The following is a 22,618-nucleotide window of genomic DNA, read 5'->3' as shown; positions in this document are numbered from 1 at the left end:
CGGACCCGATCGGGTGGTCCGCGCCGGGAACATCCGGCCCCCGCTGCTCGTTGGAGCCGGGCATGGCCACCGTGGAACTGACCACCGACAATTTCAACGACGTGGTGGGCGCGCCGGGGGCGACCGTCCTGATCGACTTCTGGGCGTCCTGGTGCGGCCCGTGCAAGCAGTTCGCACCCGTCTACGACGCCGCGTCCGACAACCACCGGGACGTCACCTTCGGCAAGGTCGACACCGAGGCGCAGCAGGAGCTGGCGGGCGCGTTCGGGATCTCCTCGATCCCGACCGTGATGGCCGTCCGCGACGGTGTCGTCCTCTACTCGGAGCCCGGTGCGCTGCCCGCCGAGGCCCTGGAGGACCTGATCGGCCAGGTGAAGGCCGTCGACATGGACGAGGTCCGCGCCGCCGTCGCCGAGCAGGAGAAGCAGGCCGGCGGGGGCGCCCCGCAGGCCTGATCCGCCCCGCCGCCGTCCCGGCCCCGCACACCACGGTGTGCGGGGCCGGTCGTCGTCGCGCCCCGGTTGCCTAGGCTCCGGGGCGTGATCCGCCCCGACGCGCACCCGCTGGCCTGGCTCGACGAGCGCGCCGCCGCCCGCACCGCGGCCGGGCTGCGCCGCAGGTTGCGGCCCCGCCCGCCGACCGGCGCCGATCCGCCGATCGATCTCGCCGGCAACGACTACCTCGGCCTCGCGGCCGATCCGCGAGTGGTCGCGGGCGGCATCGAGGCGCTGCGGGTGTGGGGCGCCGGCTCCACCGGCTCGCGGCTGGTCACCGGCAGCACCACGCTGCACCGCGACCTGGAGACCGAGCTGGCCGGCTTCTGCGGGTTCGCCGACGCGCTCGTGTTCTCCTCCGGCTACACCGCGAACCTCGGCGTCGTCACCGCGCTGACCGGTCCCGGCGCGCTGATCGTGTCGGACGCGGCGGCGCACGCGTCGCTGGTGGACGCCTGCCGGCTGTCCCGGGCCCGGGTGGTCGTCGTCCCGCACGCCGATCCGGCCGCCGTCGCCGCCGCGCTCGCCGCCCGCACCGAGGAGCGCGCGCTGGTGGTGACCGACACCGTCGGCTCCGCGGACGGCGATCTCGCGCCGCTGCGGGCGCTGCACCGGGCCTGCCGGGAGCACCACGCCGTGCTGCTCGCCGACGAGGCGCACGGCCTCGGCGTGCGCGGGCCGGGCGGGCGCGGCCTGCTCGCCGAGACCGGCCTGGCCGGCCAGGACGACGTCGTCGCCACGGTCACGCTGTCCAAGGCGCTCGGCAGCCAGGGCGGCGCGGTGCTCGGTCCGCCCTCCGTGATCGCGCACCTGGTCGACGCGGCGCGGTCGTTCATCTTCGACACCGGGCTGGCGCCCGCACCGGCCGGTTCCGCGCTCGCCGCGCTGCGGGTGCTGGCCGCGGAGCCGGAGCGGGCGGGCGAGGTGCTGCGGGTGGCCGGGGTGCTGGCGGCGGCCGCCGGGGCGCCGGTCCCGGTCTCGGCGGTCGTGCCGGTGGTGCTCGGCGAGCCCGGTCCGGCCGTCGCAGCGGCCGCGGCCTGCCTGGCCCGCGGGGTGCACGTCGGGTGCTTCCGACCGCCGTCGGTGCCGCCGGGGACCTCCCGGCTGCGGCTCACCGCCCGGGCCGGGCTCTCCGGCGCCGAGCTGGGGCGGGCCGGGTCGGTGCTGGCCGAGGTGCTCGACGGCGTCCGCGCCGGGAGCCCGCGGTGAGCGCGACCGTCGTCGTCACCGGCACCGGGACCGGGGTCGGCAAGACGATCGTGACGGCCGCGCTGGCCGCGGTCGCGCTGGCCGCCGGGCAGCGGGTGGCGGTGCTCAAACCCGCCCAGACCGGGATCGGGCCGGACGAGCCGGGCGACGCCGACGTGGTCGCCGCCCTGGTGCCCGGGGTCACCGTCCGCGAGCTGGCCCGCTACCCGGATCCGCTGGCCCCGGCGACCGCGGCCCGGCGGGCGGGCCGGCCGCCGGTGACCCCGGACGCCGCGGCCGGCGCCGCCCGGGCGCTGGCCCGCGACCACGACCTGGTGCTGGTCGAGGGGGCGGGCGGGCTGCTCGTCCGGTTCGACGACGACGGCGGCACCCTCGCCGACGTCGCCCGGTCGCTCGGCGCGCCGGTCGTCGTCGTCGCGGTGGCCGGGCTCGGCACGCTCAACCACAGCAGCCTCACCGTGCAGGCGCTGCACGCGCGCGGACTGGTCTGCGCCGGCGTCGTCGTCGGGGAGTGGCCGGACACGCCCGATCTCGCGGCGGAGTGCAATCTCGCCGATCTCCCGGCGACGACCGGGGTGCCGCTGCTCGGCGCGCTGCCGGCCCGCCTCGGCACCGCCCCGCCGGACCGGTTCCGCACCGTTGCGTGTCACACACTGGGCCCGTCGCCGCTGGGGCGCTGGCAGGATGCCGGATCATGACGACCGCCCGGACCGACGTCCTCACCGCTGCGCGCGCCCAGGTCCTCGAGCAGGGGACCGGCCTCACCCCGGCCCAGGTGCGCGAGGTGCTCGACCTGCCCGACGAGAGCCTCGACGACCTGCTGGAGCTCGCCCACGAGGTGCGGATGCGCTGGTGCGGGCCGGACGTCGAGGTCGAGGGCATCATCTCGCTGAAGACCGGCGGCTGCCCGGAGGACTGCCACTTCTGCTCGCAGTCCGGGCTGTTCGCCTCGCCGGTCCGCTCCGCCTGGCTGGACATCCCGATGCTGGTGGAGGCGGCCAAGCAGACCGCGAAGACCGGGGCGACCGAGTTCTGCATCGTCGCCGCCGTCCGCGGGCCGGACGAGCGGCTGATGTCCCAGGTGGCCGCCGGCGTCCAGGCGATCCGCGACGAGCTCGACATCAACATCGCCTGCTCGCTGGGCATGCTCACCCAGGACCAGGTCGACCGGCTCGCCGAGATGGGCGTGCACCGCTACAACCACAACCTGGAGACCGCCCGCTCGCACTTCCCGAACGTCGTCACCACGCACACCTGGGAGGAGCGCTGGGAGACCCTGCGCATGGTGCGCGCGGCCGGGATGGAGGTCTGCTGCGGCGGCATCGTCGGGATGGGCGAGACCCTGGACCAGCGCGCCGAGTTCGCCGGGCAGCTCGCCGAGCTGGAGCCCGACGAGGTGCCGCTGAACTTCCTCAACCCGCGCCCGGGGACGCCCTTCGGTGACCTGGAGCCGATGTCCGGCCCGGACGCGCTGCGCACCGTCGCCGCGTTCCGGCTCGCGCTCCCGCGCACCATCCTGCGGTTCGCCGGCGGCCGGGAGATCACCCTCGGCGACCTCGGCGCGCGCAAGGGCCTGCTCGGCGGGATCAACGCGGTGATCGTCGGCAACTACCTGACGACGCTCGGCAGGCCCGCCGAGGCGGACATCGACCTGCTCGGCGAGCTGGAGATGCCGATCAAGGCTCTGAACGAGTCGCTGTGAGCGCTGCGGCCGCGGCCCACCCGCGGGAGGCGGGCGGGCCGTACTGCGACCAGTGCGGGGAGCCGGCGGCCGCGCCGGCGCACCCGCGCTGCGCCGCCCGCCGCGAGCTGGAGCCGCCCCGGTTCTGCCCGTCCTGTGCGCGGCGGATGGTGGTGCAGGTCGATCCGGTCGGCTGGAGCGCGCGCTGCTCGCGGCACGGCGAGATCAGGGCGCGATGAGGACCTTCAGCGCCTCGCGCTCGTTCATCGCGCGGTAGCCGTCCGGAACCCCGTCCAGGCCGACGGTCCGGTCGAAGACCCGGCCCGGCCGGACCGTCCCGTCCAGCACGTCGGGCAGCAGCTCCTCGATGTAGGCGCGGGCGGGGGCGACGCCGCCGCGGATGCCGACGTTGCGCATGAACGAGCCGACGCCCAGCGGGACGTCGGTGTACTGGGAGACGCCGACCCGCCCGACGAGGCCGCCGTCACGGGTGGACTCGATGGCGGTGCGCAGCGCCTCGACGTAGCCGACGCACTCCAGGGTCGCGTGCGCGCCGTCCCCGCCGGTGAGCTCGCGGACCCGCTCGACGGCCTCGTCGCCGCGCTCGGCGACCACGTCGGTGGCGCCGAACGTGCGGCCCAGGTCGGTGCGGTCGGTGTGCCTGCCGAGCAGGATGATCCGCTCGGCGCCGAGCCGGTGCGCGGCGAGCACCGCGGACAGCCCGACGGCACCGTCGCCGACGACCGCGACGGTGTCGCCGCGGCGCACGTTCGCCGACACCGCGGCGTGGTGGCCGGTCGGGAACACGTCGGACAGGGTCAGCATCGACGCGAGCAGGGCGTCGTCCGGCTCACCCGGCATCGGGACGAGCGTGCCGTCGGCGAACGGGACCCGGACCGCCTCGCCCTGGCCGCCGTCCGTGCCGTCGGAGCCCCAGCCGCCGCCGTGCCGGCACGAGGTGTGCAGACCCTGTGTGCAGAAGTCGCAGGTGTTGTCGGCCCACACGAAGGGGGCGACGACCAGCTGACCGGGCCGCAGCGTCCGCACCGCGGAGCCGGTGTCCTCGACGACGCCGAGGAACTCGTGGCCGATCCGGTTGCCGCCGGGGGAGTCCACGGCCGAGTTGTACGGCCACAGGTCGCTGCCGCAGATGCAGGAGCGCAGGACGTGCACGATCGCGTCGGCGTCGTCGCGCAGGACCGGGTCCGGGACGTCGGCGACGCGGATGTCGTGCCTGCCGTGGATGAGGGTGGCCTTCATGGCGCCCGGATTCCCGTATGCGTGCCGGGCCATGCGCGCCGCGTTGCGGGGTGAGACCGGTGCCACCCCCGGCGCCGGACGGCGGATGCCGATACGGCAGGCTGGCGGCATGGCGATCTCGTGGGGCCCGCTGCTGCGCAAGGCCGCCGACCTGGCGTTGCGGCTGCTGAAGGACTCCCAGAAGCAGCAGGGGCAGCAGAAGCAGCGGCCCCGGTCCGCGCGCCCGTCGGCGCCACCGGCGGCGGCGGGCCGGGTGCGCGCCGCGCCGACCGGCGAGCGCGCCCGGCAGGTCGTCTACGCCCCCGAGCCGGACGGCTCCGCCGACCCGGGCGAGATCGTCTGGACCTGGGTGCCCTACGAGGAGGACCCGGACCAGGGCAAGGACCGCCCGCTGCTGGTCGTCGGCCGGTCCGGCGGGGACCTGCTCGCGCTGATGCTGTCCAGCCAGGAGCGGCGGTCCGGTGACCCGGACTGGGTGGGCATCGGCTCCGGGGCCTGGGACCGGGAGGGCCGGGAGTCCTTCATCCGGCTGGACCGGGTGCTGGAGATCGACGAGCACGGCATCCGCCGGGAGGGTGCGGTGCTCGACCGCAGCCGGTTCGACCGGGTCGCCACCGAGCTGAGAAACCGCTACGGCTGGCGCTGAGCACGGTGTAGGGTCCCGATCATCATGAGGCTCTGACGACGTCCCCGACCGCGGCCGTGGCTCTCGCCCCCGCCGGTCGTCCTCCGTGTCCCGGAGCGTCGTCGTGTCCTCCGCTGTTGATCTCCAGGCCCTCACCGCGCACGGCCTGACCCATTCCTACGCCGCCCGGGCGGGCCGGCCACCGGTGCTCGACGGCATCGATCTCACCGTGGCGCCCGGCACCCGGCTCGGCCTGATCGGGGAGAACGGCACCGGGAAGTCGACGCTGCTGCGGCTGCTCTCCGGCGTCGAGCGGCCGGACGCCGGGCAGGTCCGCGCACCGGCCGATCTGGTGTACCTGCCGCAGGAACCGGTGCTCGACGCCGACGGCACCGTCGGTGACCTGCTCGACGACGCGCTGCGCCCGCTGCACGACGCGGTCGCCGAGCTGGAACGCCTCGCCGCCGAGCTGGTCGACGACCCGTCCGCCGCCGCCGGCTACGACCGGATGCTCGCCTGGGCGGTGGCGCACGACGCCTGGGACGCCGACCGCCGCGCCGAGGTCACCGCGGGTGCGCTCGGCGTCGCGGATCTGGACCGGGACCGCCCGGTCGGGACGCTGTCCGGCGGGCAGCGCACCCGGCTCGCGATGGCCGCCGCGCTGGTCCGCCGCCCGGCCTGCCTGCTGCTCGACGAACCCACCAACCACCTCGACGACGCAGCGCTCGACCTGCTGGAACGCTCGCTGAACGAGCTGCCCGGGGTGGTCGTCGCGGCGAGCCACGACCGGATGTTCCTGGACCGGGTCTGCACCGGTCTGTTCGATCTCGACGCGGGCGCGCTCGGCACCGACGGCGACGGCGGCCGCCGGTTCGGCGGGTCGTTCACCGAGTACCTGGGCGCGCGGGCGGCGAGCCGGCGGCGCTGGGCCGAGACATTCGCCGCCCAGCAGGAGGAGATCGGGCGGCTCCGCGAGCGGGCCCGGACCGCGACGTCCGCGATCGCCCCGGGCCGCGGCCCGCGGGACAACGACAAGTTCATCCACGCCTTCAAGGGCGCGAACGTGGAGCGCACCCGGGCCCGCCGGGTGCACGACGCGCAGCGCCGCCTGGAGGTCGCCGAGCGGGCGGCGCTGCCGAGGCCGCCGCAGCCGCTGCGCTTCGCCGGCCGGCTGACCGGCAACGGCAGCGTCGGTGGGGGCCTCGCGGTGCGGGTCCGCGACCTGGTCGTTGCGGACCGGCTGCGGCTCGACAGGCTGGACCTGCCCGCCGGATCGGGGCTGCTCGTCACCGGCCCGAACGGGTCCGGGAAGTCGACGCTGCTGGCGGTGCTGAACGCCGATCTCGCGCCGTCGTCGGGCACCGTGGACGTCCGGGCCCGCCGGACCGGGCTGCTCGCCCAGGACCCCGACGTCGGGCCGCCGGAGCGCACCGCGGCCGACGCCTACGCCGCGCTTCTGGGCCCGGCCCTCGCCGAGCGGATGCCGCTGCGCGAACTCGGCCTGCTGCACCCGCGCGAGCACGGCACCCGGGTCGGCGAGCTGAGCCTGGGCCAGCGGCGCCGGCTGGCGCTGGCGGTGGCGATCGCCGACGCGCCGGACCTGCTGCTGCTCGACGAGCCGACCAACCACGTCTCGCTGCGGCTCGCCGGTGAGCTGGAGGAGGCGCTCGGGTCGGCGCCGGGGACGGTGCTGGTCACCTCGCACGACCGGTGGTTGCGGCGGCGGTGGGAGGGGCCGGTGCTGGAGCTGCGGGCCGCTAGTTGAGGCTCTGCTCGTCCGGGAAGGTCCCCTGTGGTGCCGGCACCGCACGGAGCCGGTCCAGCAGCCCGCGCTCCCGGGCGAGCAGCCGGCGCACCTCGCGCAGCCGCTGCACCGGGTCGGTCTGTTCGAGCAGGTCCTGCCGGTCGGCCAGCGGGAGCAGGCAGTCCTCGGCGAGCAGGTGGGCGAGCTCGGCGGTGGGGGTGTCGTCGCCCGGCTCGGACCAGTCACCGGCCCGCCAGGCGGTCCCGCAGTAGCTGCGGTGCGCCGCCCGCGCCGCCCCCTCCAGCATCGTGACCAGGCGCGGATCGGTCCCGCCGGTGGGGGTGCGGTCGGGCAGGAACTCGACGGTCCCGCACATGTAGGACCGGCTCTCCCGGTCGACGTCGAGCAGCCGGAACCGGCGTCCCCCGCGGGTGACGATGTCGTAGCGCCCGTCGGGCAGCCGGCGCGCGTCGAGCAGCACCGCGGTGCAGCCGACCCGGTGCATCCCGGCCGCGCCGGACCGGTCGGGGGAGTGCCCCTCGCGCACCGCGAGGACGCCGAACTCCTTGTCCGGCACCGTGCCGGTGATGAGATCGACGGTGAGCTGCCGGTAGCGGGGCTCGAAGATGTGCAACGGGAGCGCCGCGCCGGGCATCAGCACCGTCCCCAGCGGGAACAGCGGAATCGTCGCGGCCACCGGTTCACGGTAATACGACGTCGGTCGGCCCGCCCGACCGCCGGTCGGCCGCGCCGCGTGCGGGCGGGCGGAGCACCGCGAAGGCGTCGGTCACCCGCAGCGTGCGGTCGGTGAACCGGAACAGCGCGGCCGGACGCCCGCCGGCCCGGCCGGGCGGCACCGTGCCGCCGGTGGGCTCGAGCAGATCCCGCCGGGTCAGGACGCGTTGCAGGTTGGTCGCCGACACCGGGTGCCCGAGCGCGGCGACGTAGTGCTCGCGCAGCGCCGAGATGGTGAACGCGGCGGGCGCGAGCGCGAACCCGAGGTTGGTGTAGGACAGCTTGGCGCGGAGCCGCTCGCGGGCGGACTCGACGATGCCGGCGTGGTCGAACGCGGTCGGCGGCAGCGCCTCGATCTCGTGCCAGGCGGTGTCCGCGGGCAGCTCCGGATCGGCGTCCGAGGGCACCAGGCCGAGGAAGGCGGTCGCGATCGTGCGGGGTCCGGGGGTGCGGTGCGGGTCGGAGAACACCGACAGCTGCTCGACGTGCGCGATCTCCCGGACGTCGACCTTCTCGGCGAGCTGGCGGCGGACCGAGCTCTCGACGTCCTCGTCGGCGGCCAGCCGCCCGCCGGGCAGCGACCAGCGGCCCGCGTCCGGGGCGAGCGCGCGCTGCCACAGCAGCACCCGCAGCCGGCCGTCCCGGATGCCGAGCACGGCGGCGAGTACCTCGTGCTGGGCCGGCGGGTACGTCACGGGGGGAGCCTAGGGGGCGTTTCGAGAGGCACGGGCGGGTGACGGCCGGGTAGCCACAAGGTGAGGTCCCGGTCACGCCGTGGGTGTCCGGACCCCGGCCCCGGTGCTACGATCCGCCTAGTTTCCGCTCACTAGGCGAAAACCTGATCGGCCCGGGAGGGCGAGATGACCGGAACGCTGACGGCACCGGGGGCGACAGCGGTCGACCCGGCCTGGGCCGACGAGGTCCGCACCCTGGCGCGCAGGCGGGACGCGGTCCTGCTGGCGCACAACTACCAGCTGCCCGAGATCCAGGACATCGCCGACCACGTCGGGGACTCGCTCGCGCTGTCCCGGATCGCGGCCGCGTCGGAGGCGTCGACCATCGTCTTCTGCGGCGTGCACTTCATGGCGGAGACCGCGAAGATCCTGGCCCCGGACAAGACCGTGCTGATCCCGGACGCGCGGGCCGGCTGTTCGCTCGCCGACTCGATCACCGCCGAGCAGTTGCAGGAGTGGAAGGCCGAGCACCCCGGCGCCGTCGTCGTGTCCTACGTGAACACCACCGCGGCGGTGAAGGCCGAGACCGACGTCTGCTGCACCTCGTCGAACGCGGTCGAGGTCGTCGACTCCATCCCGCGCGACCGCGAGGTGCTGTTCCTGCCCGACCAGTTCCTCGGCGCGCACGTCCGCCGGGTGCTCGACCGGGAGAACATGCACGTCTGGGCCGGCGAGTGCCACGTGCACGCCGGCATCAACGGCCGCCAGCTCGCCGACCAGGCGAGATCGCACCCGGAGGCCGACCTGTTCGTGCACCCGGAGTGCGGCTGCGCGACGTCGGCGCTCTACCTGGCGGGCACCGGTGCCGTCCCGGAGAGCCAGGTCAAGATCCTCTCCACCGGCGGCATGATCGACGCCGCCCGCTCGACCGGGGCGAAGGAGGTGTTGGTGGCGACCGAGGTCGGCATGCTGCACCAGCTCCGCCGGGCCGCACCGGAGATCGAGTTCCGGGCGGTCAACGACCGGGCCTCCTGCACCTACATGAAGATGATCACGCCGGAGGCGCTGCTCCGGTCGGTGCGGCACGGTACCGACGAGGTGCACGTCGATCCCGATCTCGCCGCCCGCGGTCGGGCCGCGGTCCAGCGCATGATCGAGATCGGCAACCCGGGGAGCGCGGAGTGACCTGGGAGGCCGGCGCCGATCTGGTCGTCGTCGGGTCCGGGGTGGCCGGGCTGACCGCCGCGCTGGACGCGGCCGCCGCCGGGCTGCGCACCGTCGTCGTCACCAAGGACGGGATCGGCGAGGGCTCCACCCGGTGGGCCCAGGGCGGGGTCGCCGTGGTGCTCGGCGACATCGCCGGGGACAGTCTGGAGGCGCACGTCGCGGACACGCTCGCCGCAGGCGGCGGGCTGTGCGACCCGGTCGCGGTGGACACGATCGTCCGCGGCGGGCCGGCCGCGGTCCGCCGCCTCCGCGAGCGCGGCGCCCTGTTCGACGCCCGCGGCACCCGCCTGGAACGGACCCGCGAGGGCGGCCACTCCGCGCTGCGGGTGGTGCACGCAGGCGGCGACGCGACCGGTGCCGAGATCGAGCGCGCGCTGGTCGAGGCCGCCCGCTCCGAGGGACTGACCGTGCTCGACGGGCACGTCGCGGTGGACGCGCTGCGCGACGCCGCCGGCCGGGTGGTCGGGCTGTCCGTACTGGACGGCGACGGCCGCACCGGGATGCTGCGCGCCCCCGCGGTGCTGCTGGCCTCCGGCGGCTACGGCCAGCTCTACGCCTCCACCACGAACCCGACGACCGCCACCGGGGACGGGATCGCGCTCGCCCTGCGGGCCGGGGCGACCGCGTCCGACCTGGAGTTCGTGCAGTTCCACCCGACGGTGCTGTGGTCCGGCCCCGGCTCGGACACCGCGGGCAGGCGTCCGCTGGTCACCGAGGCCGTCCGCGGCGAGGGCGCCGTGCTGCGGGACCGGACCGGGCACGCCTTCATGGCCGCCGTGCACGAGCGCGCCGACCTGGCCCCGCGCGACGTCGTCGCCGCCGCGATCACCCGGCGGATGATCGAGACCGGCACCGACTGCGTCTACCTGGACGCCACCGGGCTGGACGGGTTCGCCCGCCGCTTCCCGACCGTGCACGCCTCCTGCGCGGCCGTCGGGATCGACCCGGCGACCGACCCGATCCCGGTCACCCCGGCCGCGCACTACGCCTGCGGCGGGGTGGTCGCCGACACCGACGGCCGCACCGGGGTGCCCGGGCTGTACGCGGCCGGGGAGGTGGCCCGCACCGGCCTGCACGGTGCGAACCGGCTGGCGTCCAACTCGCTGCTGGAGGGCCTGGTGGTGGGGGAGCGCGCGGTCCGTGCGGTGCTGGCCGACCGCGGGCTCGCGGCGCTGGCCGCGCCGGTCGAGCCGGCTCCGGCGCTGCCGGTCGCCGACCGGGCGGTGGTGCAGCGGGCGATGACCACCTGCGCCGGCATCGGCCGGGACGCGACCGGGCTGGCGACCGCCTCGGACGCGATCGAGGCCGCCACGGTCACGGCGGTCCCGGTCGCCCGCGCCGGGGTGGAGGACGCCGCGCTGACCCTGCTCGCACAGGCGGTGCTCACCGCGGCGGGCACCCGCCGGGAGACCCGCGGCTGCCACGTGCGCACCGACTTCCCGGACCGCGACGACGTCCACCAGCGGGCCTCGCTGGCGGTCCGGCTGGACGGCTCCGGCCGGCCGGTGGTCGTCGCCGACGCCCTGGTCGGTGCGGCGTGACCGCGCGGATCGCGGCCGGCGTCGGCGGGACCGCGTCGATCGGCGTCCCCGACCCGGACGATCTCGACCGGGTGGTGCGCACCGCGCTCGCCGAGGACCTGCGCTACGGGCCGGACGCGACGACCCGGGCCACCGTCCGCACCGACGCGATGGCGCACGCCGCGTTCACCCCGCGCGCCGACGGCGTCCTCGCCGGACTCCCCGCGGCGCACGCGGTGCTGCACGCGGTGCTCGGCGACGGGATCGGCCCGGGCACCGGGCAGGCGCAGTACGAGGTCGGCTACTCGGTCGTCTCGGCGGCCGCCGACGGGGACCGGCTGCGGGCCGGGGAGCCCGCGCTGGTCGTGTACGGGCCGGTGCAGGGGCTGCTCACCGCGGAGCGGACCGCGCTGAACCTGCTGTGCCACCTCTCCGGGATCGCGACCGCTACCCGGGCCTGGGTGGACGCCGTCGAGGGCACCGGCGCCCGGATCCGGGACACCCGCAAGACGCTGCCCGGGCTGCGGTTGCTGGAGAAGTACGCCGTGCGCTGCGGTGGCGGGGTCAACCACCGGCTCGGGCTGGGCGACGCAGTCCTGATCAAGGACAACCACGTCGCCGCCGCCGGATCGGTGACCGCGGCGCTCGCCGCGGCCCGCGCCGCCGCGCCGGACCTGCCCTGCGAGGTCGAGGTCGACTCGCTGGAGCAGCTCGACGAGGTCCTCGGCCTGGCACCCGAGCTGGTGCTGCTGGACAACTTCACGGTGGCCGACACCGCGACCGCCGTCCGCCGCCGGGACGCCGCCACGGCCGCGTCCGGGCACCGGACGTTGCTGGAGTCCTCCGGCGGGCTGGCCCTGATGAACGCCGGCGCCTACGCCGGGACCGGGGTCGACTTCCTCGCCGTGGGTGCGTTGACGCACTCGGTGACCGCGCTGGACCTCGGACTGGATCTCGTCGCGGGCTGACCGGGCGGTGCCGGGCGCACCCGGGACCGCCCGGCCACCGGCTGCCCGGCCCGTCCGGGCAGCCGGTCCGGTGGGTTGCGCGGGCTCCGGGATCACCGGCCGAGCAGCTCCGGCTGGACCGGCGCCGGATAGCGGACCGAGAACCGCACGTCGCCGAGCAGCTCGCGGATCCGCTGCGCGGCGGCGTCGATCCCGGCGAGCGCCGCGCTGCCGACGTCGGTCCCGGCGCACAGCCGGGTCGCGATCGTGCCGTCCGGGCGCTGCACCCAGCTCCCGGCGATCCGCCCGTCCACCCAGATCGCCGGGCCGCCGTTGCCGTTGCGGTCGAACAGCAGCGGCGCCGCCTCGGGGCCGAGGTACCAGGCGCGGGCCTTCCAGCCCATCGTCGTCGGGTCGAGGCCGGGCAGCAGTGCCACCGAGGGCCCGGGGTCGCCGACCGGGTCGACGTCGTCGGGCAGCAAACGGCCGGTGCCGCCGCCGTCGAGCGACACGGTGACCGCGCCGACGTCGGCCAGCGCGGCCTTCGTGGTCGCCACCGTCCAGCCCGCCCACCAGCGCAGGTCGTCGCGGGTGGCCGGGCCGAACGCCCGCAGGTACACGCGGGCCAGGCCGGCCGCGGCGGCCCGCCGGTCGATCGGCTCGCCGAGCCCGCCGGGCAGCCAGTCCCCGGCGGCCGCCCACCGGTACTGGCCGTTGATCCAGGTCCCGGTCGGGCGGGCCCGCAGCACCCGGCCCTCGAACCCGAGGACCAGCAGCACCCTGCTGTGTGCCGGGTAGCTGCCCGGGCCGATCGGCACCGACGTCGCGGACAGCTCCGGGAGCGCGGTGCCGATCTCGCGGGCGGTGGTCGGGCCGCGCTCGGCCAGCAGTTCGAGCACCGCGCGGGCGGCGGAGTCGTACCACCCGGCGGGATCGGCGATCCCGGCCGTGCCGAGCCCGCCCAGCAGGGCGCGCCGCTGCACGGCGGCGACGTCAATGGTGGCGGCGTGGTGGGCCAGCGCGGCGTGCCGGTGCCCGAACACCCACAGCGTGCGGCGCATCGCGTGGTGGCGGAGCAGGGTGCGCTCGTCGTACAGCGCGGCCGAGACCGGTTCAAGGGTGGGGGAGCGCATCCGCGCCGCCGCCGACAGGTAGACGGTGACCGGATCGGTGGAGTGCAGCGCGACCAGGTCGTCGGCGACGGCCACCACGTCGTCGGTGCGGGCGTGCGGCGCCAGCCGGTGCCGGATCGTCAGCCGGGCCCGGCGCTCGGCGTCGTCGACGTGCCGGACGGGCTCACCGGTGCGCATGGCCGGAAAGGGTGCCACGGGGTACCGACAGTCATCCCACAGCCGGCATCTCAACCGGCATCTCACAGCCGTCAGTCGGGGAGCCGGCGCGCGGCCAGCAGCGCGGCCAGGTTCGTGGTGAGCGGCACCGGGGCGTCGAGCACCAGGTCCTCGCCGGGACGGGCCCGGGCGGTCTCCACCCAGCGGCCCTCGTGCAGCGCGTAGCCGGTGGCGTCCGGCCCGGCCGCGGTGAGGTCGATCCGCAGCAGGTGCCCGATCCCGGCGGCCGCGTACAGCGCGGGTTTCACCTGGTCCTCGGTGCGCCGCCGGTTCGCCCGGTCGATCTCGACCACGAGCCGGACGTGCCGGGCCTCCCACACCACCGCATCCGGGTCGATGCCGGGCCCGGCATCGACCACCGCGAGATCCGGGATGAGGATCCGGTCCGGCCCGAGCCGCACGTTCACCGCCTCGAACACGTCGAGATCGTCCGGGCGGGCCCGTTCGAACAGGTACCAGAGCCGCGACGACAGCTTCTGGTGCGGGCTGCCCGGGCTGGGGCTCACGAGGAGCCCCCCGTCGAGCAGCTCGATCCGGCGCCGGTCGTCGGGCAGCTCGAGGAAGCTCTCCTCGGACCAGTGCTCGGGCGCGTCCGGCTGCGGGTCGTAGGCGGGTGCGGCCATCGGCTGCTCACCTCCGTGGCGTCGGGGTCCATGGTGGCAGCATCGACCGGGGGTACGACAGCTCCGGTGCGGACACGGATCCGATGGGGACACAGGCGGCGGTTCCGGCGGCGGAGCCCGTGCTCACCGCCGGGTCGCGTTCCTGTCGGACCCCCGCCGTACCCTGGGGACCATGCTCCGTCGTCTCGACCTGCGACCCGACGCGTTACCCCGGCCCGCCGTCCTGCGCGCGACGATGCCGCGCGCAGAGCTGGACATCGACGGTGCGCTCGCCGCCGTGCGACCGCTGGTCGATGCCGTGCGGGAGCGTGGCGCCGAGGCCGCGCTGGAGGCCACCGAGCGGTTCGACAAGGTCCGCCCGGAGTCGGTGCGGGTGCCGGCGGCCGCGCTCGCCGGTGCGCTGCGCGATCTCGACCCGGCCGTCCGTGCGGCGCTGGAGACCTCGATCGAGCGGGCCCGGGTGGTGCACCTCGAGCAGCGCCGGGCCGACGTCGTCACCCGGGTGGTGCCGGGCGGCACCGTCACCGAGCGGTTCGTCCCGGTCCGCCGGGTCGGGCTGTACGCGCCGGGCGGGCTCGCCGTCTACCCGTCGAGCGTGATCATGAACGTGGTCCCGGCGCAGGCCGCGGGCGTCGAGTCGCTGGTCGTGGCGTCCCCGGCGCAGGCCGAGTTCGGCGGCCTCCCGCACCCGACGATCCTGGCCGCGGCGGCGCTGCTCGGCGTCGACGAGGTGTGGGCGGTCGGCGGTGCGCAGTGCGTCGCGCTGCTCGCCCACGGCGGCACCGACACCGACGGCGGCGAGCTGGAGCCGGTCGACATGGTCACCGGCCCGGGCAACGTCTACGTCACCGCCGCGAAGCGGATGCTGCGCGGCGTCGTCGGGATCGACGCCGAGGCGGGCACCACCGAGATCGCGATCCTGGCCGACGACACGGCCGACGCCGGGCACGTCGCCGCCGACCTGGTCTCGCAGGCCGAGCACGACCCGAACGCGGCGTCGGTGCTGGTCACCACGTCCGAGGAGCTGGTCGCCCGGGTCGAGGCCGAGCTGGAGACCCGGGTCGGTGCGACCAAGCACGGCGAGCGGGTCCGCACCGCGCTCACCGGTCCGCAGTCCGGGGTCATCCTGGTCCGGTCGATCGACGACGGGCTCGCCGTCGTCGACGCCTACGCCGCGGAGCACCTGGAGATCCAGACCGCCGACGCGGCCGCGGTCGCCGCCCGGGTCCGCAACGCCGGGGCGATCTTCGTCGGCGCCTACTCGCCGGTGTCGCTGGGCGACTACTGCGCCGGATCGAACCACGTGCTGCCCACCGGCGGCTGCGCCCGGCACTCCGGCGGCCTGTCGACCTCGACGTTCCTGCGCGGGGTGCACGTCGTCGACTACACCGCCGAGGCGCTGCGCGAGGTCGCCGACCGCGTCGTCACCCTGGCGAACGCCGAGGACCTGCCCGCGCACGGCGAGGCCGTCACCGCCCGGTTCGAGGGCGGCGCATGAGCACCCCCGGGGACGGCGTCCGGCTCGATGACCTGCCGCTGCGCGACGACCTGCGCGGTAAGAGCCCGTACGGGGCGCCGCAGCTCGACGTCGCCGTCCGGCTCAACACCAACGAGAACCCGTACCCGCCGCCGCCCGATCTGGTCGCCGACGTCGGCGCCGCCTGTGAGGAGGCGGCCCGCGAGCTGCACCGCTACCCGGACCGGGACGCGGTCGCCCTGCGCGCCGATCTCGCCGCCTACCTGACCCGGCAGACCGGGGTCGCGCTGACCGAGCGGAACCTGTGGGCCGCGAACGGCTCGAACGAGATCCTGCAGCAGCTCCTGCAGGCGTTCGGCGGGCCGGGGCGCAGCGCGCTCGGGTTCGTGCCCAGCTACTCCATGCACCCGATCATCTCCTCGGGCACGCAGACCGAGTTCGTGCCGGTCCCGCGCCGGGCCGACTTCTCGATCGACATCGACGACGCGATCAGCACCGTCCGCCGGCAGGCGCCGGACATCACGTTCGTCACCAGCCCGAACAACCCGACCGGGCAGTCGATCGCCCCCGCCGACCTGGCCCGCCTGGTCGACGCCGCACCCGGGCTGGTCATCGTCGACGAGGCCTACGCCGAGTTCGCCGAGGCCACCGGGCGGCCCAGCGCCACCACGCTGCTGGCGAGCCACGGGCACAAGCTCGTCGTCTCGCGCACCATGAGCAAGGCGTTCGCCTTCGCCGGCGGCCGGCTCGGCTACCTCGCCGCCGCACCCGCGGTCGTCGACGCCGTCCAGCTGGTCCGGCTGCCCTACCACCTGTCGGTGCTGGCCCAGGCGTCCGCGCGGGCCGCGCTGCGGCACGCCGACGCGACCCTCGGCTCGGTCGCGCTGCTGGCCGCCGAGCGGGACCGGGTCTCGGCGGAGCTGGCCGCCGCCGGGTACGACGTGATCGGGTCCGACGCCAACTTCGTGCTGTTCGGCCGGTTCGCCGACGCCGGCCGGGCCTGGAAGGGCTTCCTCGAGCAGGGTGTGCTGATCCGCGACGTGGGTATCCCAGAGCGGTTGCGGGTCACCATCGGAACCCCCGAGGAGAACGACGTCTTCCTGCAGGTTGCAGGCGACCTCGCCGTCAAGGAGCTGTTGTGAGCAGAGTGGGCCGCGTCGAACGCGTCACCAAGGAGACCCGGATCGTCGTCGAGATCGACCTCGACGGCACCGGGACGACCGACATCGACACCAAGGTCCCGTTCTACGACCACATGCTGGACGCGTTCGGCAAGCACGGGTCGTTCGACCTGTCGGTGCAGGCCTCGGGCGACATCGAGATCGACTCGCACCACACCGTCGAGGACGTCGCGATCGTGCTCGGCCAGGCGATCCGGCAGGCGCTCGGGGACAAGACGGGCATCCGCCGGTTCGGCGACGCCTGGATCCCGATGGACGAGGCGCTGGCGCACGCCGTCGTCGATGTGTCCGGGCGGCCGTACACGGTGTGCACCGGCGAGCCGGAGATGATGCGCGGCTTCGTCGTCGGCGGGCACTACCCGACCGTGCTGAACAAGCACGTGTTCGAGTCGCTGGCCTTCCACGGGCACCTCGCGCTGCACGTGCGGGTGCTCGACGGGCGGGACCCGCACCACATCACCGAGGCCGAGTTCAAGGCCGTCGCCCGAGCGCTGCGCGCGGCGACCGAGCCCGACCCGCGGGTCAGCGGGGTGCCGTCGACCAAGGGTGCGCTGTAGCGGGTCACTCCGGTCCGCCGGACCGCAGCCAGGCCAGCACCGCCAGCACCCGGCGGTGCCCACCGGTCTCGGCGGGCAGGTCCAGCTTGGTGAACACCGACCGGACGTGCTTGCCCACCGCGGCGCCGGACAGCACGAGCGCCTCCGCGATCTCGCCGTTCGACCGGCCCTGGGCCATCAGGTCCAGCACCTCCCGCTCGCGCGGGGACAGCCGGGCCACCGGGTCCCGCCGCCGTCCGACCAGCCGGTGCACGACCTCCGGATCCAGCACCGTCCCGCCGCCGGCGACCTGCGCCGCGGCCGCCGCGAAGCCGGTCACGTCGGCCACCCGGTCCTTCAACAGGTAGCCGACCCCCGTCCCCCCGCCGGTGTCGAGCAGCGCCTCCGCGGCGACCGGTTGCACGTACTGGGAGAGCACCAGCACCGGCAGCGCCGGATCCTCGGTGCGCAGCGTGATCGCCGCACGCAGCCCGCTGTCGCTGTCCCCGGCTGGCATCCGCACGTCGGTGAGCACCAGGTCCGGGCGGTCCCGGCGGACCGCGCCGAGCAGGGCGGGGGCGTCGCCGACGGCGGCGAGCACGGTGTGCCCGAACCGCTCCAGCAGCGCGACCAGACCCTCGCGCATGAGCACGGCGTCCTCGGCGACGGTCACCCGCACGGCAGCTCCACCCGCAGCAGCGTCGGCCCGCCCGCCGGGCTGGACAGCCGGAACCGGCCTCCGGCCAGCTCGACCCGTTCGGCCAGCCCGTCCAGGCCCGAGCCGGTGGCCGGATCGGCACCGCCCCGGCCGTCGTCGCGGATCTCGAGGATCACCTGGTCGGCGTGCGTCCGGCCGGACACCGAGGCCGAGCGGGCGCCACTGTGCCGGGCGATGTTGGTGAGCGCCTCGGTGAGCACGAAGTACACGGTCGTGGCGACCTGCGGGGGCAGCCGGTCGGGCAGCTGCAGGTCGGCCCGGACGGGCACCGGGCAGCGCCGCGTCCGGTCCGTGACGGCGGCGGCGAGGCCGTGGTCGGTGAGCATCCGTGGGTCCAGGCCGCGGACCAGGTCGCGCAGCTCACCGAGCGCCAGGCCGAGCTGTTCGCGGGCGTCGTCCAGCCGGGCCGCCGGGGCCGAGCCGTCCGCCACGTCGAGCCGGGCCAGTCCCAGCGACACCCCCAGCGCGACCAACCGCTGCTGGGCGCCGTCGTGCAGGTCCCGTTCGATCCGGGCCCGCTCGGTCTCGAACGCCCCGACCAGCCGGGCCCGGGTGGTCGCGACGTCGGCGAGCCCCTCGCCCAGCTCGGTGCCGCGGGGACCGAGCACCGTGCGGGTGAGGGCGGCCCGGGCCCCGGCCCACGCGGTGACCGTCCACGGTGCGGCGACCAGCAGCAGCACACGCAGCTGCTGGCGGTCCTGCACCGTCGGTCCCGACGGCGTCCACCGCGAGTGGTGGACACGATGGCGGGCCGGGTGCTGCCGACAGCTCGGCCCGGACGACGATGGGGACCGGCGATCATCGCCGCAGATCACTCGATACCATCCACAGGCACTCGACGTCCTCCGGACGGTGGCGCTGAAGGACCGTCGGAGTACCCGGTCGCTGTCCGCGTTCGCACCGTGGGCCGGAGCCCGGATCTGAGCCGGATCGAGAGGATCGGTGCGCCGATGGGCGACGTCCTGCAGATCATCGGGTGCGGCTGCTCGCCGACCCGGCACGTGGGGCACCTGGTCGCGTTGGCGCGGCGGGCCGGATGGGCTCCGTACGTGACACTCACACCGAGCGCGACGAAGTGGGCGCCGGTCGCCGAGCTGGAGCGCCTGACCGGCCATCCGGTCCGCTCGGAGCACCGGGCCGCGGTGAGACGAAGCCGGTCCCCGAGTGCGACGCGATCGTCGTCTGCCCGGCGACGGTCAACACCGTCAACAAGTGGGCCGCCGGGATCTGCGACACGCTGGCGCTCGGCGCGCTGGTCGAGGCGGTGGGCAGGCGGCTACCGGTGGTGGCGGTGCCGTACGGGAGTCCGGCGCTCCGCGGGCACCCCGCCTTCGGTGCGGCCGTCCGGAACCTGCGGGAGTGGGGGGTCGACGTGCTGTCGCTCCCGGACGACGCGATGCACGGTCCGAGATGGGTGCCCGGTGGTGACGGCGCCGATCTCTGGCAGGACGTGATCGCCAGGCTGCCCCCTCCGGACTGACCCGCCTGCCGGTCCGGGACGACGCACGGTCAGGCGCGCCGGCAGGAGAGCAGCTCGGTGTCGGAACCGGTCGCGAGGTGCTTGTTCGCGATGTAGGTCTGCCGGACGTGACAGACGAGCGGGTCTCCCGCCCGGACCCCGGGGAGCAGCTCGATCCGGTCGGACCGGACGAAGCCGCTCGGCAGGGCGTCCGGCGGTCCGGGCGGGGACAGGCGCACGGACATGGTTCCGTCCGCCTCGTCGACGTACCTGACCTGGGCCGGGAACTCGCCCTCCCAGTGCTGCACCCGGGTCAGCAGGTGGGCCAGCAGCAGGAGCCCGCCGGACACCAGCGCGGCCGGGATCAGCAGGACGAGCAGGACGGTGCGCGGTCGCGGGCGTCGGACGGCCATGCCCGCATCGTCGCGCGCCGTCCCGGTGCGGGACTCCGTAGCCGTACCGACCCCGGCCGCCGGGTCAGCCGGTCTCGATCGGGAGCGCCGCGTCCGCCGTCCACTCGGACAGCGACCCGTCGTAGACCGCCACCTCGGCCCCGCTGACGACGAACGCGGCGAACGCCGGCAGGGTGGCCGCGATCCCGCCGCCGCAGTAGGTCACCGCCCGCCGGGCGTCGAGGATGCCCGCCTCCTGCAGCTTCGCGGTCAGTCCGGCCTCGTCGAGGAACCGCCCGGTGGCCGGGTCGAGCAGGTCGAACAGCGGCAGGTTGGTGCTGCCCGGGATGCGGCCGCGGCGACTGTAGGGGCTGATCTCCTGCTCGCCCCGGTAGGTGGCCGGGTCGAGCGCATTGACGACGACGCCGGCATCGTCGCCGGTGCTGAGGCTGCGCACCTCGTCGGTGGTGGCGAGCAGCTCCGGCCGCCAGCGCGGGGTGAAGGTCGCCGGTACCGGCTTCGGCTCGCCGGACTCGGTGGGGCGCCCGGCCGCGGTCCACGCCCGCAGCCCGCCGTCGAGCACGGACACCGCGTCGTGGCCGAACGCGCGCAGCAGCCACCACAGCCGGGTGGCCCAGGCGTTGCCTGCGGTGTCGTAGGCGACGACGTGCGTGCCGTCGCCGATACCCAGCGCGCCGGCCGCCGCGGCGAACTGCTCGGCGGTGGGGACGGCGAGCGAGAACCGCGCGGACGGATCGGAGAACGCGCCGGGGATGTCGGCGAACACCGCTGCGGGCAGGTGCGCGTCGCGGAAGCCGTCGATGTCCGGGGCGACCCGGTAGGGCTCCCCTTCGACGGTGGTGGCGAGACGGGTGGTGGCGTCGACGACCAGGACGTCGGGGCGGTCGGCGGCCGCGGCGAGCTCGTCGGCGGAGACGAGCGGGGGCAGGATCGGGGACACGGTGTGCTCCTTCGGTGCGGACTCGATGAGGTCTGGCTCGGTGGGTGTGCGGCGGCGTGTGGCCCCCGGCCGCGCGGCGGCACTGTGGCCCCGGCCGCGCGGCGGCACTGTGGCCCCGGCCGCGCGGCCACGCTGCGGCCCGCCCACGGGCGTTCGTGCCAGTGCCCCGGCCACGACGGTCGCGCCGGTGCCCCGGCCACGACGGTCGTGCCGGTGCCGCGGCTCCGCGCGTCGTCGATCCCGGGATGGGCCCGACGTCGCGGTGCGGGAGGCGGCAGGTCCGCCGTGGGCCGCGGAGCTGTGCGGGCAGGCCGGTGCCGGATCAGCCCGGACAGGCGGTGGCGTGGACCCGCATGAGGTCGAGCCAGCGCCGCTGTGACCGGCAGGGGCGCAGGTACCCGCCCGGCCGCGGTCCGGGGCGGGAGAGCGGAGCGGCGGCCACGGATCGAGGCTAGGCCCGCCGCCACGGCGCCGACAAGCACGCTCGGTGCGACGGTGCCCCCGGCGCGGCCCGGCCGGGAGACTAGGCTGGTCGGCGTGGCACGGATCGTCGTCCTCGACTACGGATCGGGAAACCTCCGCTCGGCCGAGCGGGCTCTGGAACGCGTCGGCGCGGACGTCACCGTCACCCCCGACTTCGACACCGCGGCCGAGGCGGACGGGCTGGTCGTCCCCGGTGTCGGCGCGTTCGCGGCCTGCATGCGCGGCCTGCACGCGGTGCGCGGCCCGCAGCTCATCGGGCGCCGGCTGGCCGGTGGCCGTCCGGTGCTCGGCATCTGCGTCGGCATGCAGGTGATGTTCGAGCGCGGCGTCGAGTTCGACGAGGACACCGCGGGCTGCGGCGAGTGGCCGGGCACCGTCGAGCGGATCCGGGCGGACGTGCTGCCGCACATGGGCTGGAACACCGTCCGCGCCCCGCGGGACAGCACCCTGTTCGCCGGCCTCGACGCCGGCACCCGGTTCTACTTCGTGCACTCGTTCGGCGTCCGGCGCTGGGAGCTCGAGGAGTCGCACGCCATCACCCCGCCCATGGTCACCTGGACCCGGCACGGCGAGGACGTCGTCGCCGCCGTCGAGAACGGCGCGCTCGCGGCCACCCAGTTCCACCCGGAGAAGTCCGGCGACGCCGGCGCCACCGTCCTGGAGAACTGGCTGAAGTCCCTCTCCTGATCGCACCCGGGCCCGTTCGCACGGGTTCACGTGATCCGCACGGGATCCGATCCCGTGCGGATGCGACGGACCCGTGCGAACGGGTGCGCCGGCCGGGTCAGGCGCGCTCGATCGTGCCGGCGACCGGGGTGGCGTTGAGGACGTTGTCGAACATCGGCGAGGTCGCCTCGGTGGCGGCCCGGATCTCGTCCAGGACGGCCTGGTCGGCGTCGGTGTCGACGTGCACGGTGTAGCTGATCCCGGAGAACCCGGGGCGCACCTTCTCGTCCAGCGCGAGGTAGCCGCGCAGGTCGAAGTCGCCGCTGACCTCGATCCGCAGGTCGCGGTACTCGATGCCGCGCTGCACCGCCTGGGTCACCCAGCCGATCGTCAGGCAGGTGCCGATCGCCGCGAGCACGAGCTCCATCGGGTCGATCGCCGCATCGGTGCCGCCGAGCGGGGCCGGCTCGTCGGTCTGCAGCACGAACGACCGGGCCGTGGTCCGCGCGCGGGCGCCGTCCTCCCAGCTGGTGACGGTGGTGAAGGACCCGGAGCCGACGGACGGATCCTCCGCGACGGCCGCCCTGGTGGCTTCGAGGGTGGCCAGGTCCAGCGTCGAGCAGCTCTTGGTCATCGGTGTCTCCTGCATTCGTCCGG

General features: G+C 75.6%; 25 protein-coding genes. 15 read left to right on the top strand and 10 right to left on the bottom strand.

Features of this window, described 5'->3' with window-relative positions:
- Positions 1–62 precede the first annotated feature (62 nt).
- From ABZ881_RS04770 to ABZ881_RS04750, 5 genes are all read left to right on the top strand, one after another.
- A complete protein-coding gene (locus ABZ881_RS04770) occupies positions 63–455 on the top strand; it encodes a thioredoxin domain-containing protein (RefSeq protein ID WP_358481839.1) in 393 nt (130 codons plus the stop codon).
- 87 nt (positions 456–542) lie between these two features.
- Complete coding sequence (locus ABZ881_RS04765) at positions 543–1,703, top strand: 8-amino-7-oxononanoate synthase (RefSeq protein ID WP_358482098.1); 1,161 nt, start codon at positions 543–545, stop codon at positions 1,701–1,703.
- Entirely contained in the window at positions 1,700–2,401 is a 702-nt protein-coding gene (gene bioD / locus ABZ881_RS04760; RefSeq protein WP_358481837.1) for a dethiobiotin synthase, read from the top strand. Before ABZ881_RS04765 ends, bioD begins: the two co-directional genes overlap by 4 nt.
- On the top strand, positions 2,398–3,405 hold the full coding sequence (gene bioB, locus ABZ881_RS04755) for a biotin synthase BioB (protein ID WP_344018901.1): 1,008 nt from the start codon (positions 2,398–2,400) through the stop codon (positions 3,403–3,405). Before bioD ends, bioB begins: the two co-directional genes overlap by 4 nt.
- Positions 3,402–3,623 (top strand): hypothetical protein, encoded by a 222-nt coding sequence (locus tag ABZ881_RS04750; RefSeq protein WP_344018902.1) that lies wholly within the window; start codon positions 3,402–3,404, stop codon positions 3,621–3,623. The genes bioB and ABZ881_RS04750 overlap by 4 nt, the downstream gene beginning before the upstream one ends.
- Here ABZ881_RS04750 and ABZ881_RS04745 read toward each other — a convergent pair.
- A complete protein-coding gene (locus tag ABZ881_RS04745; protein ID WP_358481835.1) occupies positions 3,610–4,644 on the bottom strand; it encodes a zinc-dependent alcohol dehydrogenase family protein in 1,035 nt (344 codons plus the stop codon). The two genes, ABZ881_RS04750 and ABZ881_RS04745, sit on opposite strands and share 14 nt — an antisense overlap.
- A 109-nt stretch (positions 4,645–4,753) precedes the next feature.
- Between ABZ881_RS04745 and ABZ881_RS04740 the strand changes: the two genes are divergently transcribed.
- Both ABZ881_RS04740 and ABZ881_RS04735 read left to right on the top strand, forming a co-directional pair.
- Positions 4,754–5,290 carry a type II toxin-antitoxin system PemK/MazF family toxin gene (locus ABZ881_RS04740; protein WP_358481833.1) on the top strand — a complete coding sequence of 179 codons (537 nt, stop codon included), beginning with the start codon at positions 4,754–4,756 and terminating at the stop codon, positions 5,288–5,290.
- A gap of 103 nt (positions 5,291–5,393) precedes the next feature.
- Positions 5,394–7,034, top strand: coding sequence for an ABC-F family ATP-binding cassette domain-containing protein (locus ABZ881_RS04735; protein ID WP_358481832.1), 1,641 nt, complete (start codon positions 5,394–5,396; stop codon positions 7,032–7,034).
- On the opposite strand, the gene ABZ881_RS04730 is transcribed toward ABZ881_RS04735, so the two are convergent.
- Together ABZ881_RS04730 and ABZ881_RS04725 are read right to left on the bottom strand one after the other, a co-directional pair.
- A complete protein-coding gene (locus tag ABZ881_RS04730) occupies positions 7,027–7,710 on the bottom strand; it encodes an LON peptidase substrate-binding domain-containing protein (RefSeq protein ID WP_358481831.1) in 684 nt (227 codons plus the stop codon). The two genes, ABZ881_RS04735 and ABZ881_RS04730, sit on opposite strands and share 8 nt — an antisense overlap.
- 4 nt (positions 7,711–7,714) lie before the next feature.
- Positions 7,715–8,443 (bottom strand): NUDIX domain-containing protein, encoded by a 729-nt coding sequence (locus ABZ881_RS04725; RefSeq protein ID WP_344018912.1) that lies wholly within the window; start codon positions 8,441–8,443, stop codon positions 7,715–7,717.
- A gap of 165 nt (positions 8,444–8,608) precedes the next feature.
- Between ABZ881_RS04725 and nadA the strand changes: the two genes are divergently transcribed.
- Genes nadA through nadC form a run of 3 tightly spaced genes read left to right on the top strand, consistent with a single transcriptional unit; the run spans position 8,609 to position 12,137 of the window.
- Positions 8,609–9,607 (top strand): quinolinate synthase NadA, encoded by a 999-nt coding sequence (gene nadA, locus ABZ881_RS04720; protein ID WP_358481829.1) that lies wholly within the window; start codon positions 8,609–8,611, stop codon positions 9,605–9,607.
- Positions 9,604–11,190, top strand: coding sequence for an L-aspartate oxidase (locus ABZ881_RS04715; RefSeq protein WP_358481827.1), 1,587 nt, complete (start codon positions 9,604–9,606; stop codon positions 11,188–11,190). The genes nadA and ABZ881_RS04715 overlap by 4 nt, the downstream gene beginning before the upstream one ends.
- Positions 11,187–12,137 carry a carboxylating nicotinate-nucleotide diphosphorylase gene (nadC, locus tag ABZ881_RS04710; RefSeq protein ID WP_358481825.1) on the top strand — a complete coding sequence of 317 codons (951 nt, stop codon included), beginning with the start codon at positions 11,187–11,189 and terminating at the stop codon, positions 12,135–12,137. Before ABZ881_RS04715 ends, nadC begins: the two co-directional genes overlap by 4 nt.
- Before the next feature lie 92 nt (positions 12,138–12,229).
- Here the strand turns inward: nadC and ABZ881_RS04705 are convergent, their stop codons facing one another.
- Positions 12,230–13,426: a winged helix DNA-binding domain-containing protein gene (locus ABZ881_RS04705; protein WP_358481823.1), complete on the bottom strand. Its 1,197-nt coding sequence runs from the start codon at positions 13,424–13,426 to the stop codon at positions 12,230–12,232.
- A 71-nt stretch (positions 13,427–13,497) separates the two neighbouring features.
- Positions 13,498–14,088 (bottom strand): Uma2 family endonuclease, encoded by a 591-nt coding sequence (locus tag ABZ881_RS04700; protein WP_358481822.1) that lies wholly within the window; start codon positions 14,086–14,088, stop codon positions 13,498–13,500.
- A gap of 172 nt (positions 14,089–14,260) precedes the next feature.
- Here ABZ881_RS04700 and hisD point away from each other — a divergent pair, with 172 nt between their 5' ends.
- From hisD to hisB, 3 genes are read left to right on the top strand one after another with little or no spacing between them, the layout of a single operon-like run.
- Entirely contained in the window at positions 14,261–15,586 is a 1,326-nt protein-coding gene (hisD, locus tag ABZ881_RS04695) for a histidinol dehydrogenase (protein WP_358481821.1), read from the top strand.
- Positions 15,583–16,707 (top strand): histidinol-phosphate transaminase, encoded by a 1,125-nt coding sequence (locus ABZ881_RS04690; RefSeq protein ID WP_358481819.1) that lies wholly within the window; start codon positions 15,583–15,585, stop codon positions 16,705–16,707. Before hisD ends, ABZ881_RS04690 begins: the two co-directional genes overlap by 4 nt.
- Entirely contained in the window at positions 16,704–17,303 is a 600-nt protein-coding gene (hisB, locus tag ABZ881_RS04685) for an imidazoleglycerol-phosphate dehydratase HisB (RefSeq protein WP_344018928.1), read from the top strand. The genes ABZ881_RS04690 and hisB overlap by 4 nt, the downstream gene beginning before the upstream one ends.
- Positions 17,304–17,307: 4 nt before the next feature.
- Here hisB and ABZ881_RS04680 read toward each other — a convergent pair whose 3' ends face one another.
- A complete protein-coding gene (locus ABZ881_RS04680) occupies positions 17,308–17,961 on the bottom strand; it encodes a response regulator transcription factor (RefSeq protein WP_358481817.1) in 654 nt (217 codons plus the stop codon).
- Positions 17,952–18,704: a histidine kinase gene (locus ABZ881_RS04675; protein ID WP_358481815.1), complete on the bottom strand. Its 753-nt coding sequence runs from the start codon at positions 18,702–18,704 to the stop codon at positions 17,952–17,954. The genes ABZ881_RS04680 and ABZ881_RS04675 overlap by 10 nt, the downstream gene beginning before the upstream one ends.
- 332 nt (positions 18,705–19,036) lie before the next feature.
- Here ABZ881_RS04675 and ABZ881_RS04670 point away from each other — a divergent pair, with 332 nt between their 5' ends.
- Positions 19,037–19,480, top strand: coding sequence for a flavoprotein (locus ABZ881_RS04670; RefSeq protein ID WP_358481814.1), 444 nt, complete (start codon positions 19,037–19,039; stop codon positions 19,478–19,480).
- Between the two features lie 29 nt (positions 19,481–19,509).
- On the opposite strand, the gene ABZ881_RS04665 is transcribed toward ABZ881_RS04670, so the two are convergent.
- Both ABZ881_RS04665 and ABZ881_RS04660 read right to left on the bottom strand, forming a co-directional pair.
- Positions 19,510–19,872 (bottom strand): hypothetical protein, encoded by a 363-nt coding sequence (locus tag ABZ881_RS04665; protein WP_344018930.1) that lies wholly within the window; start codon positions 19,870–19,872, stop codon positions 19,510–19,512.
- A gap of 64 nt (positions 19,873–19,936) precedes the next feature.
- Entirely contained in the window at positions 19,937–20,812 is an 876-nt protein-coding gene (locus tag ABZ881_RS04660; protein WP_358481813.1) for a rhodanese-like domain-containing protein, read from the bottom strand.
- A gap of 537 nt (positions 20,813–21,349) precedes the next feature.
- On the opposite strand from ABZ881_RS04660, the gene hisH reads away from it, so the two are divergent.
- On the top strand, positions 21,350–21,982 hold the full coding sequence (gene hisH / locus ABZ881_RS04655) for an imidazole glycerol phosphate synthase subunit HisH (protein ID WP_358481811.1): 633 nt from the start codon (positions 21,350–21,352) through the stop codon (positions 21,980–21,982).
- A 97-nt stretch (positions 21,983–22,079) separates the two neighbouring features.
- On the opposite strand, the gene ABZ881_RS04650 is transcribed toward hisH, so the two are convergent.
- Positions 22,080–22,595 (bottom strand): OsmC family protein, encoded by a 516-nt coding sequence (locus ABZ881_RS04650; protein WP_358481809.1) that lies wholly within the window; start codon positions 22,593–22,595, stop codon positions 22,080–22,082.
- Between the last annotated feature and the right edge of the window lie 23 nt (positions 22,596–22,618).

Source organism: Pseudonocardia sp. NPDC046786 (assembly GCF_040645415.1).
Classification (GTDB): Bacteria; Actinomycetota; Actinomycetes; order Mycobacteriales; family Pseudonocardiaceae; genus Pseudonocardia; species Pseudonocardia kongjuensis.
The sequence above is the reverse complement of the archived record's forward strand: the minus strand, read 5'-3'. Positions and strand labels throughout refer to the sequence as shown.